The organism is Lentzea sp. NPDC051213, from assembly GCF_044455585.1.
Classification (GTDB): domain Bacteria; phylum Actinomycetota; class Actinomycetes; order Mycobacteriales; family Pseudonocardiaceae; genus Lentzea.
Window position 1 is genome coordinate 23,749 of sequence record NZ_JBITEX010000002.1, and the last position, 13,793, is coordinate 37,541.

12 protein-coding genes are annotated in these 13,793 nt (G+C 68.9%); 10 read left to right on the plus strand and 2 right to left on the minus strand.

Features of this window, described 5'->3' with window-relative positions:
* Positions 1 to 117 precede the first annotated feature (117 nt).
* Positions 118 to 1,245 (minus strand): IS30 family transposase, encoded by a 1,128-nt coding sequence (locus ACIA8G_RS06935; RefSeq protein ID WP_396418663.1) that lies wholly within the window; start codon positions 1,243 to 1,245, stop codon positions 118 to 120.
* A 300-nt stretch (positions 1,246 to 1,545) separates the two neighbouring features.
* Here ACIA8G_RS06935 and ACIA8G_RS06940 point away from each other — a divergent pair, with 300 nt between their 5' ends.
* The 5 genes from ACIA8G_RS06940 (at position 1,546) to shbA (ending at position 6,187) form a co-directional block, all read left to right on the plus strand.
* Positions 1,546 to 2,217, plus strand: a complete 672-nt coding sequence (locus tag ACIA8G_RS06940) for an alpha/beta hydrolase (RefSeq protein WP_396417353.1) — start codon at positions 1,546 to 1,548, stop codon at positions 2,215 to 2,217.
* Positions 2,156 to 3,448, plus strand: coding sequence for an NAD(P)/FAD-dependent oxidoreductase (locus ACIA8G_RS06945; protein ID WP_396417354.1), 1,293 nt, complete (start codon positions 2,156 to 2,158; stop codon positions 3,446 to 3,448). Before ACIA8G_RS06940 ends, ACIA8G_RS06945 begins: the two co-directional genes overlap by 62 nt.
* Positions 3,445 to 4,125 carry a DUF1365 domain-containing protein gene (locus ACIA8G_RS06950; RefSeq protein WP_396417355.1) on the plus strand — a complete coding sequence of 227 codons (681 nt, stop codon included), beginning with the start codon at positions 3,445 to 3,447 and terminating at the stop codon, positions 4,123 to 4,125. Before ACIA8G_RS06945 ends, ACIA8G_RS06950 begins: the two co-directional genes overlap by 4 nt.
* Positions 4,122 to 5,354: a class I SAM-dependent methyltransferase gene (locus ACIA8G_RS06955; protein ID WP_396417356.1), complete on the plus strand. Its 1,233-nt coding sequence runs from the start codon at positions 4,122 to 4,124 to the stop codon at positions 5,352 to 5,354. The genes ACIA8G_RS06950 and ACIA8G_RS06955 overlap by 4 nt, the downstream gene beginning before the upstream one ends.
* Positions 5,355 to 5,584: 230 nt before the next feature.
* A complete protein-coding gene (shbA, locus tag ACIA8G_RS06960) occupies positions 5,585 to 6,187 on the plus strand; it encodes an RNA polymerase sigma factor ShbA (protein WP_396417357.1) in 603 nt (200 codons plus the stop codon).
* On the opposite strand, the gene ACIA8G_RS06965 is transcribed toward shbA, so the two are convergent.
* On the minus strand, positions 6,150 to 6,854 hold the full coding sequence (locus ACIA8G_RS06965; RefSeq protein WP_396417358.1) for an alpha/beta fold hydrolase: 705 nt from the start codon (positions 6,852 to 6,854) through the stop codon (positions 6,150 to 6,152). The two genes, shbA and ACIA8G_RS06965, sit on opposite strands and share 38 nt — an antisense overlap.
* A gap of 69 nt (positions 6,855 to 6,923) precedes the next feature.
* Here ACIA8G_RS06965 and ACIA8G_RS06970 point away from each other — a divergent pair, with 69 nt between their 5' ends.
* The 5 genes from ACIA8G_RS06970 to ACIA8G_RS06990 all read left to right on the plus strand — a co-directional run bounded on the left by ACIA8G_RS06970 (position 6,924) and on the right by ACIA8G_RS06990 (position 13,676).
* Entirely contained in the window at positions 6,924 to 7,952 is a 1,029-nt protein-coding gene (locus ACIA8G_RS06970; RefSeq protein WP_396417359.1) for a carbohydrate kinase family protein, read from the plus strand.
* 131 nt (positions 7,953 to 8,083) lie between these two features.
* Positions 8,084 to 10,165, plus strand: a complete 2,082-nt coding sequence (locus ACIA8G_RS06975) for a transglycosylase domain-containing protein (protein WP_396417360.1) — start codon at positions 8,084 to 8,086, stop codon at positions 10,163 to 10,165.
* A gap of 460 nt (positions 10,166 to 10,625) precedes the next feature.
* Entirely contained in the window at positions 10,626 to 11,396 is a 771-nt protein-coding gene (locus ACIA8G_RS06980; protein ID WP_396417361.1) for a M23 family metallopeptidase, read from the plus strand.
* Positions 11,397 to 11,448: 52 nt separating this feature from the next.
* The gene (locus ACIA8G_RS06985) at positions 11,449 to 12,951 is read left to right on the plus strand and encodes an AMP-binding protein (RefSeq protein ID WP_396417362.1); all 1,503 of its coding nucleotides are present in this window, start codon (positions 11,449 to 11,451) and stop codon (positions 12,949 to 12,951) included.
* Complete coding sequence (locus tag ACIA8G_RS06990) at positions 12,951 to 13,676, plus strand: SDR family NAD(P)-dependent oxidoreductase (RefSeq protein WP_396417363.1); 726 nt, start codon at positions 12,951 to 12,953, stop codon at positions 13,674 to 13,676. Before ACIA8G_RS06985 ends, ACIA8G_RS06990 begins: the two co-directional genes overlap by 1 nt.
* The last annotated feature ends 117 nt before the right edge of the window (positions 13,677 to 13,793 follow it).

The following is a 13,793-nucleotide window of genomic DNA, read 5'->3' on the forward strand; positions in this document are numbered from 1 at the left end:
ACTGCCGTGGCCGCCGACCTTCACCGCGCCTTCCGGCGCTCAGCAGGGCGCCTCGCGGCACCGGCCCCGCGCCCCCGTACAACCGGCGGATTCCAGGGGTCGTTGCAACACAGGTGATCAACTGGCTTTGGTCAAGAGTTTAGCGAGGCGTTCGGCTGGGGTGTCCCAGCCCAGTGTTTCGCGTGGGCGGCCGTTGAGCTGGACCGCGACGGCGTTGAGGTGTTCGCGGCTGTGGACGGACAGGTCGGTGCCTTTGGGGAAGTATTGGCGTAGCAGGCCGTTGGTGTTTTCGTTGCTGCCGCGCTGCCAGGGGCTGTGCGGGTCGCAGAAGTAGACCGGGATGTCGGTGGCGGCGGTGAACGTCGCGTGGCCGGACATCTCGGTGCCTTGGTCCCAGGTCAGCGACCTCCAGAGGTGGGCGGGCAGGGTCTGGACGGTGTCGACGAGGGCGTCGCGGACGACGTCTGCGGTGCGGCCGTCGGGCAGGTGCACGAGCATGATGTAGCGGGTGGTGCGTTCGACCAGGGTGCCGATGGCGGATTTCTTGTCCTTGCCGATGATCAGGTCGCCTTCCCAGTGGCCTGGGATCGCGCGGTCGTTGGCCTCGGCGGGACGTTCGCTGATCATGACCATCGGGGTGGCCATGCGCGGTGAGCGCTGCTGGGCTTGGCGGCGCGGGCGGCGCAGCGCCCGGCCGGTGCGCAGCGCCGAGGCGAGTTCGCGGCGTAGCTCACCGCGTCCTTGGACGTAGAGGGCCTGGTAGATCGTCTCGTGGACCACGTGCAGCTCCGGCCGGTCGGGGAAGTCCCGGCGCAAGCGTGCCACGATCTGTTCCGGGCTCCATCGCAGGTCCAGACCGTCCTGGATGGCTTGGCGCAGTGCGGGGCTCGCGGCGATCTTGCCGGTTTTCGGGCGGGGCCGGCGTGCTTGGGCACGGGCCTGGGCGGCGTGTGGCCGGTAGTCCCCGGACACCGGGTGTGCGTTGTGCCGCAGCTCCCGGCTGATCGTTGACCGGTGGCGGCCCAGTTCCTCGGCGATCTGCTGCAGGGTGGTGCCCGCCCGGCGCCGGTCGGCGATGATGATGCGCTCGTCCTCGTTGAGAAACCGGCCCCGCACAACAGAAGACGCCGCCGACGTGATCGGCGGCGTCCCTTTCCTGCCAGCCGTCGGGTTGGTGCCGTTACGCCAGCGTTTACCGGTCCGGACGTTCACCCCGACGATCTTGCATGCTTCCCGACTGCTCACGCCTTGACCCACGAGCGCAAGGTAGGCCTCGCGCTCACGCGTCAGACGACGACCGACCTGCACGACCGACCGGTCCCGGATCTCGAAGTCCACCGCAACCCCTCAACTGAGGTGTTGCAACGACCACTAGAACCCAAGACCAGTACGAGGACGCGGGGCCGGCACCACGATGCACCCGTCTGACCACCGAAAGACGGGGCGAAGGCCGACGGCCACAGCAGTGCCTGTGTGACCTGGCTCTCAACGGCCGAGCCGAAAGGCGTGGTCCCACGAACACCTGGTGTGCATCCGCATGTCGACGTGCTGAAACCGCCGGCCGGTACGAACGCCGTTGTGCTCGTGCTGCACGGCGGCCGGGAACACGGCCAAGGACCGGTCAGGCGCCACAACCTCGCGTACCTGCGGATGGTTCCGCTGGCCCGCGCGCTGCGGGCACCCGGTCTCGAGGTCTGGAACCTGCGCTACCGGGTGCGCGGCTGGAACGCGCCGAGCCTCGACCCGGTCAAGGACGCGGGGTGGGCGCTCGGCAAGATCGCCGAGCTGCATCCCGGCAAACCCGTCGTGCTCGTCGGGCACTCCATGGGCGGCCGGACGGCGCTGCGGGTGGCCGGGCATCCGAGCGTCCGGGCGGTGTGCGCGCTCGCGCCGTGGATCGTGCCCGGAGAGCCGTTCGCGCAGCTGAAGGGCAAGTCCTTGCTCATCGCGCACGGTGACCAGGAGCGGACTACCGACCCGGCGAAGTCGCTGTGGTTCGCGCAGCAGGCGAAGACCGTGACGAGCAGGGTGGCGCGGTTCAGCGTCCAAGGCGACGGCCACGCGATGTTGAAACGGGCGCGCGACTGGACGCGGCTCGTCGTCGACTTCGTGCACGGTGAACTCGGGCTCGAACCGGTGGCACCGGACATCGCGAATGCCATGCGGGAGGCCTCGCTGCGGGGCCTCGACGTGCCTTTGGGAGGTTCGCGTGGCTGAGGTCGCCGTCATCGGAGCTGGGGTCGCCGGGCTCACCGCGGCCTATGTGCTGCAACGCAAGCACGACGTCACGCTGTTCGAGGCCGACGACCGGCTCGGCGGCCACGCGCACACGCACGACATCGGCGGCGTGCACGTCGACAGCGGGTTCATCGTCCACAACGAACGGACCTACCCGAACCTGATCCGGCTCTTCCGCGAGCTGGGGGTGTCCACTCAGGACTCCGAGATGTCGATGAGCGTGCGTTGCGACGGCTGCGGCCTGGAGTACGCGGGGGCGCGGAAGCTGCCCGGTCTCTTCGCCCAGCCGAAGAACACCGTCAACGGCCGCTACGTCAGGATGCTCGCCGAGATCACGCGCTTCTACCGGCACGCGCAACGCGTGCTCGACCACGAGGAGGCGCACGACGTCACGCTCGGCGCGTTCCTCGCGATCGGCGGCTACAGCAGGTACTTCGTCGACCACTTCATCATTCCGCTGGTCAGCGCGGTGTGGTCGTCCGGCGCGGCGCTGAGCATGAAGTACCCCGCCTGGTACCTGTTCGAGTTCCTCGCCAACCACGGCATGCTGTCGATCGGTGGCACGCCGCAGTGGAAGACCGTCGTCGGCGGTTCCCGCACGTACGTCGACCGCGCGGTGCAGAGCCTGCACGCCGTCCACGTCGCGACGCCGATCCGTGCCGTCACCCGCACCGGCGGCCGCGTGGAGATCCGCGACGACGCCAACGTGCTGCACATCGCGGACCACGTCGTCATCGCCACGCATCCCGACCAGGCGCTCGGCCTGCTCGCCGACCCGACGCGCGAAGAGAAAGAGGTGCTCGGCGCGTTCCAGTACTCGCGCAACGAGACCTGGCTGCACACCGACGCGTCGATCCTGCCGCGCGCGAACGCGGCGAAGGCGTCCTGGAACCTCTACAAGCGAGCGTGCCGGCAGGCCGACGACCAGGTGCTCGTCAGCTATCACATGAACCGGCTGATGCGCCTGGACGAGCCCCGCGACTTCGTCGTCACGCTCAACCCGCGCGACGTCGACCCGAAGCGGGTGCTCGCGCGCATGGTCTACGAGCATCCGATCTACACGCCGGAATCAGTTGCGGCTCAACGACGTCTGCCTGAGATCAACGGAAAGACCACGGCCTACGCCGGCGCGTACCACGGCTGGGGCTTCCACGAGGACGGCTGCGCGTCCGGAGTGCGCGCGGCCAGGCACTTCGGGGTCGACTGGTGATCTACGACGTCGTCATCACGCACACCCGCCGCGACCGCGTCGAGCGATCGTTCAGCAACCGCGCGTACCTGTGGCTCGTCGACCTCGACGAGCTGCCACGCCTGCCCTGGTACGTGAAGCCGTTCGCGCGGTTCGAGTCCCGTGATCACCTCGGGTCGCCCGGGAAGTCCATTCGGGAGAACCTCGACGAGTGGCTGGCCGGTCACGGGATCGCGCTGGACGGCGGGCAGGTGCTGATGCTCGCCAACGCCCGTGTGCTCGGTTACGTCTTCAACCCGCTGTCCGTCTACTGGTGCCACGACGCCGCCGGCGAGCTCAAGTGCGTCGTCGCCGAGGTCCACAACACCTACGGCGGACGGCACTGCTACCTGCTGCGCACCGACGACGAGGGCAGGGCGTCGGTGGACAAGGAGTTCTACGTCTCCCCGTTCCTCGAGGTCGACGGCCACTACGTGATGCGGCTGCCGAAACCGGGAAACCAGCTGTCCGTGACCATCGCGTTGCGGCAGAACGGGAAGACGACTTTCAGCGCCTCCATGAAGGGCACGCGCAGCTCGGGGCTGCGCCTGCTCCTCAGAAGGCCGCTGATGCCCCAGCGCGTGTCCGCGTTGATCCGCCGTCATGGCATCGCCCTGTACCTGCGGCGCCTGCCGATCGTCCCCAGGAGTAGTGAATGACCACGCTGTCGCTGCCCCGTCCCGCCCAGGGCGTTTGGCCGGGACTGTTCACCACGCCGCGTTCGCCGTTGCGCGCGCGGATCGCCGAGTCGCTGTTCCGCAGCGCCGTGCGCACGCTCCCCGTCACCGTCCAGTTGCCCGACGGCACGACGTGGGGCGCGGGCGGTCCGGTCATGCACCTGGTGCGGCCCGCCGCGTTCTTCCACCGGCTCGGCGCCGACGCCAAGATCGGCTTCGGCGAGGCCTACATGGTGGGTGACTGGACGTCGAACGAGCTCGCCGACGTGCTGTCGGCGTTCGCGGCCCGGCTGACGACGCTGATCCCGCCCCGGCTGCAGGCGATGCGGCGGTGGGCCGAGCGGAGGCACCCGGCGTCCGAGGTCAACGACGTGGCGGGCTCACGCCAGAACATCCACCGGCACTACGACCTGTCGAACGAGCTGTTCGCGGCGTTCCTGGACGAGACGATGACCTATTCGTCCGCTTTGTTCGAAAATCAGGACCTCGACCTGCACGCCGCCCAGCTGCGCAAGATCGACGGCGTCCTCGACTACGCGGGCGTGCGCGCGGGCACGCGCGTGCTGGAGATAGGTACCGGCTGGGGCGCGCTGGCCATCCGCGCCGCCGAACGGGGTGCCACCGTCACGTCGCTGACCATCTCCGCGGAACAGCGGAAGCTCGCGCTGGACCGGGTGAGGGACGCGGGCTTCCACGATCGGGTGACGGTCGAGCTGCGGGACTACCGGGAGGAACGAGGGCGGTACGACGCCGTCGTCAGCGTCGAGATGATCGAGGCCGTCGGCGCGGAGTACTGGCCGGCGTACTTCTCGATGCTCGACCGCGTGCTCGCGCCCGGCGGCCGGGTGGGCCTGCAGGCGATCACCATGCCGCACGACCGCATGATCGCGAGCAAGGCCAGCTACACCTGGATCCACAAGTACATCTTCCCAGGTGGGCTCATCCCGTCGGTGCGCGCGATCGAGGAGTCGCTGCGCGACCACACCCGGCTGCGGATCGTCGAGACGCGCTCGTTCGGGCACGACTACGCCGAGACCCTGAGGCGCTGGCGCGACACGTTCCTCACCCGGTGGGACGAGGTGGAACGGCTCGGGTTCGACGACACGTTCCGCCGGATGTGGGAGTTCTACCTCGCCTACTCGGAGGCGGGATTCCGGGTCGAGTACCTCGGCGTGCAGCAGTTCGCCATGGCCGAAAGACTGGGCCATTAGGACCACGTTCTACCCCAAAAGGGTGCTGCTTGCCCCACCTTGGAGGACTTCGTGGTCCTCTTGGAAGCAGGCGGTATCAAACGGCTCGCTGCGTTCTCTTCTTCAGTGAAGCCCCAAGTGTCGCTGTAGTGGAGGAGGTCGCCGGGATGGTCCAACCCACAGCCGTGCGGACCGGTGGCGGTGTAGGCGTCCTCTCACCGGAGGAGGCTTGGAACCAGCCAACGGTGCCCATGCGCCGTCGGGTGCACCAGGCACCGGTCTCCAACCAGTGGCTCGCCGAAGCCGAGTTCGCCGACCTCGTCGATGCCGCTCTTGCCGGAGACAGACGGGCGGTCGAGCACCTGCTCGGCCGGATCCAGCCGCTGATCGTGCGCTACTGCCGCGCCAGGGTCGGCGGCCGTGAACGCACGCTGGTCTCGGCCGAGGACATCGCGCAGGAGGTCTGCGTGGCGGTGCTCGGCGCGCTGTCCAAGTACCGCTACGAGCCGGGTTCCTTCCTGGCCTTCGTCTACGGCATCGCCGCGCACAAGGTCGCCGACGCCCGCCGCCGCGCCGTCCGCAACCGCGCCGAGGTCGTGCCGGAGCTGCCGGACTGCCCGTCGCTCGACCTCGGTCCCGAACAGCACGCGGTCAACGGCGAGATGATGGCCCAGGTGACGCGGTTGCTGCACAAGCTGCCGTCACGCCAGCGCGAGATCCTCGTGCTGCGGGTCGCCGTCGGGCTCTCCGCCGAGGAGGTCGCGATGGCCGTGGAGTCGACGCCGGGTGCCGTGCGGGTCGCACAGCACCGTGCGCTCACCCGGATGCGGGAGATGATCGCCGAGGAAGGGTGACCGCTGCGGTCGTGATGATCGCGGCGAGCTCCGCCGGGCGCGACAGGAACGGCGAGTGCCCGGGCGGCAGGCGCTGCACGCTGGTCGCCCGCTGCGCCATCGCGTCCTGGGCGAACACCGGGATGGCGTTGTCGTTCTCGCACACCACGTACGTGCTGCCGACGGTGTGCCACGCCGCTTGCGTGAGCCTGTCGGTCACCGCCGCGTAGCTCTGCGTCTCCAGCCTGTCGACGGGGGCGTCGCCGACGTCGTTGAAGAAGACGGTCTCCGGGGTCAGCGGCCGGATCACCTCGCCGTCGACCTGCCACCACGGCGGGGGAGTGCCGCCGATCGTGCTGAGCAGCGAGTCGCCGACGTCGATCTGGAACGCCGCGACGTAGACGAGGTGCTCGACGCCGGGCAGGCCGGCCGCGCCCTCCGTGACGGGGATGCCGCCGTACGAGTGCGCGACCACGACGACCGGACCCCCGATCTCCTCGATTGCCGCTCGTACGGCGCTCGCGTCGTCGTACATGCCGTGGCGGGGTGCGGTGGCGGGGGCCACGCTGGGCAGGTCGACGGTGCCGACCCGCCAGCCGTCGTTCTCGAGCAGGGCCTTCAGCGGTTCCCAGCACCAGGGGCCGTGCCAGGCACCGTGCACGAGCAACAAAGCGGGGCGTTCGGTCATGTTCCTCAGTGGACGTCCTGACAGGCCTCACCGGAAGCGTTGGCTTCCGCTGAGTGGCAAGGTTTACGCATGGCTGATCCGGACTACGACGTGCTGCTGACCGGCACGGTCTTCCTCGACATCATCTTCACCGGCCTGCCCCGCCCACCGGCGGCGGGCACCGAGGTGTGGGCGGAAGGGCTCGGATCGTGTCCAGGGGGCATCGCGAACCTCGCGGTGGCATTGCGCAGGCTGGACCTGAACACCGCGCTGGCGGCGGCTTTCGGTGAGGACGCGTACGGCGACTTCTGCTGGGACGTGCTCTCCGACCAGGAGAAGGTCGACCTCTCTTACTGCCGTCGTTTCTACGGGTGGCACTCGCCGGTGACGGTGTCCATGGCGATGGACCGCGACCGCAGCATGGTCACGCACGGCCATCGAGCGCCCGTCGGCGCGGACGACCTCCTCGACCCGCCGCCGAGCACGCGGGCCTGCTTCGTGCACATCCAGGCCGAGGACGAGCAGTGGGTGCGCACGGCGAAGGAGAACGGCGCGAAGCTCTTCGCCGACATCGGCTGGGACCGCACCGGGGCGTGGTCGCCGGAGCTGCTGCGCCGGCTCGACGGTTATGACGTGTTCCTGCCCAACCACGTGGAGGCCCAGGGCTACACCCGCGCGGACACCCCGGAGGCGGCGGCGCGCCGGCTCGCCGAGCACGTGCCGGTGGTGGTCGTCACCCGCGGCGGCGGGGGAGCGGTCGCGGTGGACAGCGCGACCGGCGAGGTCGCGGACGTGCCGGGGCTCAACGTGGCGCAGCTGGACGCGACAGGTGCCGGTGACGTGTTTGGGGCGGGGTTCGTGATGGGCACTCTGGCCGGGTGGCCGCTGGAGCACCGGGTGCGTTTCGCCAACCTGTGCGCGGCGCTGTCGGTGCAGCACTTCGGTGGCTCGCTGTCCGCTCCCGGCTGGGGAGACATCGCGGTCTGGTGGCGGACGGTGAGCAGGCGGCCGGACGAGGAGTTGTCGCGGTACGGATTCCTCGACGACGTGCTGCCCGACCACGCGGGCGTCGAGGTGCGAAGGGCCAGTCCGACGATCGGGCTCCGGTTGCTCCGGTAGGTTGAAATCAGTCGATCAGCGGACGCAACCTCCTAGGCCTCCCGCGCGACTTATATGTAGGGATCTCTGGGGTGTTGCTCGGAAGGAGTTGCGGGTTGTTCGCCGCACGCGCGTCAGGCTTGGTCAAATTGATGGGGTTGTGCCTGACGGCGGGCGTGCTCCTGGCTGCGATGGTGTTCCCGTTCGTCGGAGGTCTCGGTCTCGCGTCCAACCGCGCCGCCGACACCGTCGACCAGACGTCGGGTGACCTGGCCAAAGGCGAGTTGCCGCTCGTCACCAAGATCACGGACATGAACGGCGACACGATCGCCTACCTCTACGACCAGTACCGGGTCCCGCTGGAGTTCGACCAGATCTCGGACACCATGAAGGCCGCGATCCTGGCGATCGAGGACAAGCGCTTCTACGAGCACCGCGGCGTCGACTGGCAGGGCATCGCCCGTGCCGCCGCCAAGGCCGGTGTGGACGGTGGGGCGACGCAGGGCGCGTCGACGCTCACCCAGCAGTACGTGAAGAACTACATGGCGTTCGTGCTCGGCGCGGACAACGAGCAGGAAGCCTGGGAGAAGGCCACCGAGGCGACCGTCGGCCGCAAGCTCCGCGAGGCGCGGGTCGCGCTGCAGCTCGAGCAGCAGATGTCCAAGGACGAGATCCTCGCCGGCTACCTGAACATCGTGCCGCTGGGCAACCAGACCTACGGCGTCGGTGCCGCGGCCAAGGCGTACTTCAACACGACCGCCGACATGCTGACCGTGCCGCAGGCCGCGCTGCTCGCCGCGATCGCGAACCGCCCGTCGTCGCTGAACCCCGGCGCGAACCCCGACAAGGCGCTCGAACGCCGCAACCTCGTCATCTCGATGATGAAGGACAACGGCGCGTTCGGCACCGACCAGGCCGAGGCCCAGAAGAAGGCCGACGAGTACAAGGCCGCGCCGCTGGGCGTCGTCGAGAACCTGCAGATCCTGCCGAAGGGCTGCGTCGGCGCCGGTGACGGCCCGATCTACGGCTTCTTCTGCTCCTACCTGCTCGACTACCTGCGTGCGTCCGGCATCACGAACAAGCAGCTCCAGCGCGGTGGCCTCACCATCCAGACCACCCTGGACCCGAAGGCGACCAAGGCCGCGAAGACGGCGGCCGAGCAGCAGGTGCCCAAGACCCAGAACGGCATCTCGAACGTCATGTCGGTCGTCCAGCCCGGCAAGGACAAGCACCGCGTCCGCGCGCTGGTCGCCTCCCGTGACTACGGCAACAAGGCCGAGCTCGGTCAGGTCGCCCGCCCGGTGCCCGCCGAGGTCCTGCCGTTCGGCCCCGGCTCGGTGAACAAGGTCTTCACCGCCGCGGCCGCGCTGGAGAAGCGGGTCACGGGCATCGACAAGACGATCGACGTGCCCGCCACCTACTACTCGAGGGTCTACCCGAACGGCGGCGCGCCGTGGAAGGTGGAGAACGCGGGCAAGTACAACGACAAGATGACGTTGACCCAGGCCCTCGCGACCTCCCCGAACACCGGCTTCGTCATCCTGCAGGAGAAGACCGGCCTCGACAGCGTCGTGGACATGGCCTACCGCCTCGGCATGCGCGAGACGCTGCAGGGCGTGAACCGCGCGGGCGAGGAACTGAAGGAAGACAAGTCCAACGGCCCCTCGCAGGGTGACTGGACCAAGCAGAACAACGCGGGTTCGTACACCCTCGGCCCCGGCGCCACCAGCGTCCTGGAGCTCGCCAACGTGGCCGCCACCATCGTCTCCGGCGGCACCTGGTGCCCGCCGACGCCGGTGGAGAAGGTCGTCGACCGCTACGGCAAGGACCTCCCGCTCAAGGAAAAGCCCTGCGAGCAGGCCGTGGAGACGGATCTGGCGAACTCGCTGGCCCAGGGCATGTCCCACGACACCTCCGGCTCGGGCACCGCGGCCGCCGCGGCCTCGTCCACCGGCTGGAACCGTCCGGCCATCGGCAAGACCGGTACGACCGAGGAGCACAAGTCGGTCGCCTTCCTGGCCGCCACCCCGCAGTACGCGGGTGCCGTGATGACCTACGCCGACGGCAACCGGCCCGAGGTGATCTGCGCGAACCCGATCCGCTTCTGCCCCGGCAGCAGCCAGGGCGTGTTCGGTGGCCAGGTGGCCGCGCCGACGTGGTTCAACGCCATGAAGGTGATCCACGAGGGCCTGCCGGTGGCCCCGCTGCCGCCGGCCTCGAACAAGTACAAGTAGAGCCTCACCTCTGAAGGGGCCGTCGGACGCCAGGTGCGTCCGGCGGCCCTTTGCTTTGGGGCGGGCAGGGCCGACTGGACCACTCCTGGGCCGCGACCACGCCTCGTGACCATCCCCAGGTGAGCGTCCCTCGAAACCAAGCCGTGACCCTTTCACGATAAAGCGACTGACCAGTACAAACACCAAGTCTGGGATTGGTCTAAATTGGGTTAATCAAGCCCACTTCGGTCTCGCTACTGTGCGTTACCGCGAGTGGGCCTTGTCACCTGAACCCCCACTTGGCTTGCTCGGGCCGGTGACGCGAGGTTACGTTCTGCGCCGCATGTCACGGTTCGATAACCGCCAGGACACGGATCACCCCCCGAAACGGTCCAGTCCGACCAGGGCCCCCGAAGCCCGCGAACAGCGGTTGTCGAACTCCCCCGAGTGCATGGAGGCAGTTTTGGCACGGCATCGAGCGATGGGACCACTCGTCGACTTCGTCGGCAGAGTGGACCTGGACCGCAAGAAGGCCGTTGCGGCGGTAGTCGCCGCAGGCGCCCTCGCCGGCGCGGGCTTCACCCAGGCGATGGCCACGATGACCCCGGTCGACCGCATCGTCCCCGTGGCGGCGACCAAGGACCTGGCCGCGGCCATGACCCAGCAGCAGGAGCCCGCCGGCATCCTCACGGTGCACGCCGTGGACGCCGGCTCGGAGACCCGCAAGCTGCTGCAGGCCGAGCAGATCCAGGCGCAGTTCCACGTCCGCGAGGCGCTCAAGACCGCCGAGGGCGCCTACGTGAAGCGCCAGGAGGCCGCCAAGGCCGAGCAGGCGCGCATCGCCGCCGAGGAAGAGGCCAAGCGCCCCAAGTGCGTGAAGCCCGCCCAGGGCTCGTTCACGTCCGGGTTCGGCGCGCGGTGGGGCACCAGCCACAACGGTGTCGACATCGCCAACGCGATCGGCACGCCGATCGTCTCCGTCATGGACGGCACCGTGATCGAGGCCGGCCCCGCGTCCGGGTTCGGGCTGTGGGTCCGCGTGCAGCACGCGGACGGCACGATCACCGTCTACGGCCACATGAACACGATCGACGTGCCGCAGGGCGCGAAGGTCAAGGCCGGGCAGCAGATCGCGACGATCGGCAACCGCGGTCAGTCGACCGGGCCGCACCTGCACTTCGAGGTCTGGGCCGGTGGCTCGCAGAAGATCAACCCGGTGGGCTGGCTCGCGGCCCGCGGCGTCACGCTGTAAAACGACTTCACCGTCTCAACTGGCACCACAGGTAGTCGCATGATCACGTGGAGTGCCGATAGCCTCCGATCACGCCGCCGGGCATCCAGGTCCGGCGGCGTGGAACACCGGAGTCGAGCACGTGATCTACCGCAGCCCCCTGCCCGCGGTGGCAGTTCCTGAGCGCACGGTCCCCGAGCACGTCCTCGCCGAGGCGCGGCAGCGGGACAAGGTCGCGCTGCTGGACGCCGTGACGGGTGAGTCGCTCACCTACGCCGAACTGGCCGAGCAGGTCGAGAGCACCGCGAGAGGCCTGGTCGCCGCCGGGATCGAGCCCGGTGACACGGTGGCGATCGTCGCCCTCAACCGGCCGAGGTACGCGGTCGCCCTGCACGCGGTCATGGCCGCGGGCGCGACCGCCGCGCTGATCAACCCGGTGCTCACCGCGAGAGAGATCGAGCGGCTCAAGGTCCTCGCGAACGTCAAGGCGACGCTCGACCTCGACGACCTCCCCGCGGGCACCACCGAGACGCTGCCGCGACCGGATCCCGCCGGGATTGCGGCCGTTCTCTTCTCCAGCGGCACGACCGGGCTCACCAAGGCCGTCAAGCTGAGCCATCGGGCCCTCGTCGCGAACCTGGAGCAGCACCGGCCGGGCTGGCGCATCGACGAGACCGACGTCCTCGCCGCGAACCTGCCGTTCTTCCACATCTACGGCTTCGCCGTCATCCTCAACTCCGGCCTGCTCGGCGGCGCGACGCTCGTGACCATGCCCCGCAGCGACGCCGGCACGTACCTGAGCCGCCTCGCCGAACACCGCGTCACGCGGGCGTTCCTGGTGCCGCCACTCGCCGCCTCGATCGCGGACCACCCCCGGCACCAGCCTCTCGCCGACCTCAAGCTCGCCCTCTGCGGCGCCGCCCCGCTCGACGAAGGCGTCCGCCAGGAGGCAGAACGCCGGCTGCGGGCACCCATCCGGCAGGGCTACGGCCTGACCGAGGCGGGCGGCACGCACCAGACGTTCGACGACGACCTGGAATCTGACCCCACGAGCATCGGCGTGCTCTGCCCCGGCACCGAGGCGCGGATCGTCGAGCCCGGTACCGGCACCGACGTGGCCGAAGGTGAGCCGGGGGAGATGCTGCTGCGCGGCCCGCAGCTGATGGCCGGCTACGTCGACGACGAAGAGGCGACGCGTCAGGCCTTCGTGGACGGATGGCTGCGCACCGGCGACCTCGTCCGCGTCCACAACGGCCGGTTCTTCGTCGTGGACAGGATCAAGGAAATGATCAAGTACAAGGGTTATCAGGTCGCGCCGGCCGAGTTGGAGGCCCTGTTACGACGGCACCCCGCCATTCGAGACGCGGCGGTGATCGGCACGCCCGATCGGGCTAACGGTGAGGTGCCCAAGGCATTCGTGGTGACGCAAGGCGACGTCACCGCGGCGGAGGTCATGGCATTCGTGGCGGCGGAGGTGGCGCCCTTCAAAAAGGTGCGCCAGGTTGAGTTCGTGGAAGAGATACCGAGGTCCGTCTCCGGCAAGATCCTTCGCCGGCTGCTCAAGGACGGACTCTAGTGCGCGTCCTGGTCACCGGCGGCGCCAAGGAACTGGGCCGGGCGTTCAGCGATGCCCTTGGCGCGCAAGGACATCAGCTCGTCATCACCGGCCGCGACCAGAAGGCGCTCGCCACCGCGGAGGCCGAGCTCACCGCGCAGGGGGTCGACGTCGAGACCCACGTCGCCGACCTCGGTGACCCCGGCGCGACGCCGAAACTGATCGAGAGCCTCGGCGGGATCGACGTGCTGGTCAACAACGGCGCGCTCGGCGGGCCGATCGGGCCGACGTGGCAGGTCGACGAGAACGACTGGTGGCACACGTTCGAGGTGAACCTGCGCGGCACCGCGTTCGCCGCGAACGCCGCGATCCGCACCATGACCAGTGGGCGGATCATCAACGTGGTCAGCAATGCCGGCGTGCACCGATGGCCTTACGTCACCGCGTACTCGGTGTCGAAGGCGGCGGTGATCAAGCTGGGTGAGAACCTCGCCGTGGAGCTGAAGAACCGGCCGATCGCGGTGCTGAGCTACGACCCCGGCATGGTCGACATCGGCCTGATGGGCCGCGGCTGCGACGCGGACACCGACGATCCGGACCTCTGGCGCATCGGCAGGTGGGCCAGATCTCAGCGCGCCGACGGCAGATTCACCCCGGTGGAGCAATCAGCTGGTCTTTTGGCCCGAATCGTGAGCGGAGAGTTCGATCACCGCTCCGGTGGCCTGATCACGCCGAAGGACGCATGAAAACGCCACTCACTGTCAACAGGCAACAACTTCGTCCACGAGTATGAACGGAGACCGGATAAGTCTTCGGGGTAAGTGCGTAAGGCCCTTCCTCGCCGGCAGGTCAACGGGGATCGT

Bases quoted from the DNA above. Each gene is read 5' to 3' on its own strand.
- ACIA8G_RS06975 (WP_396417360.1), top strand. From the start codon at position 8,084: ATGGGGTTGTGCCTGACGGCGGGCGTGCTCCTGGCTGCGATGGTGTTC.
- ACIA8G_RS06980 (WP_396417361.1), top strand. From the start codon at position 10,626: ATGGGACCACTCGTCGACTTCGTCGGCAGAGTGGACCTGGACCGCAAG.
- shbA (WP_396417357.1), top strand. From the start codon at position 5,585: ATGCGCCGTCGGGTGCACCAGGCACCGGTCTCCAACCAGTGGCTCGCC.
- ACIA8G_RS06955 (WP_396417356.1), top strand. From the start codon at position 4,122: ATGACCACGCTGTCGCTGCCCCGTCCCGCCCAGGGCGTTTGGCCGGGA.
- ACIA8G_RS06970 (WP_396417359.1), top strand. From the start codon at position 6,924: ATGGCTGATCCGGACTACGACGTGCTGCTGACCGGCACGGTCTTCCTC.
- ACIA8G_RS06965 (WP_396417358.1), bottom strand. From the start codon at position 6,854: ATGACCGAACGCCCCGCTTTGTTGCTCGTGCACGGTGCCTGGCACGGC.
- ACIA8G_RS06945 (WP_396417354.1), top strand. From the start codon at position 2,156: ATGCCATGCGGGAGGCCTCGCTGCGGGGCCTCGACGTGCCTTTGGGAG.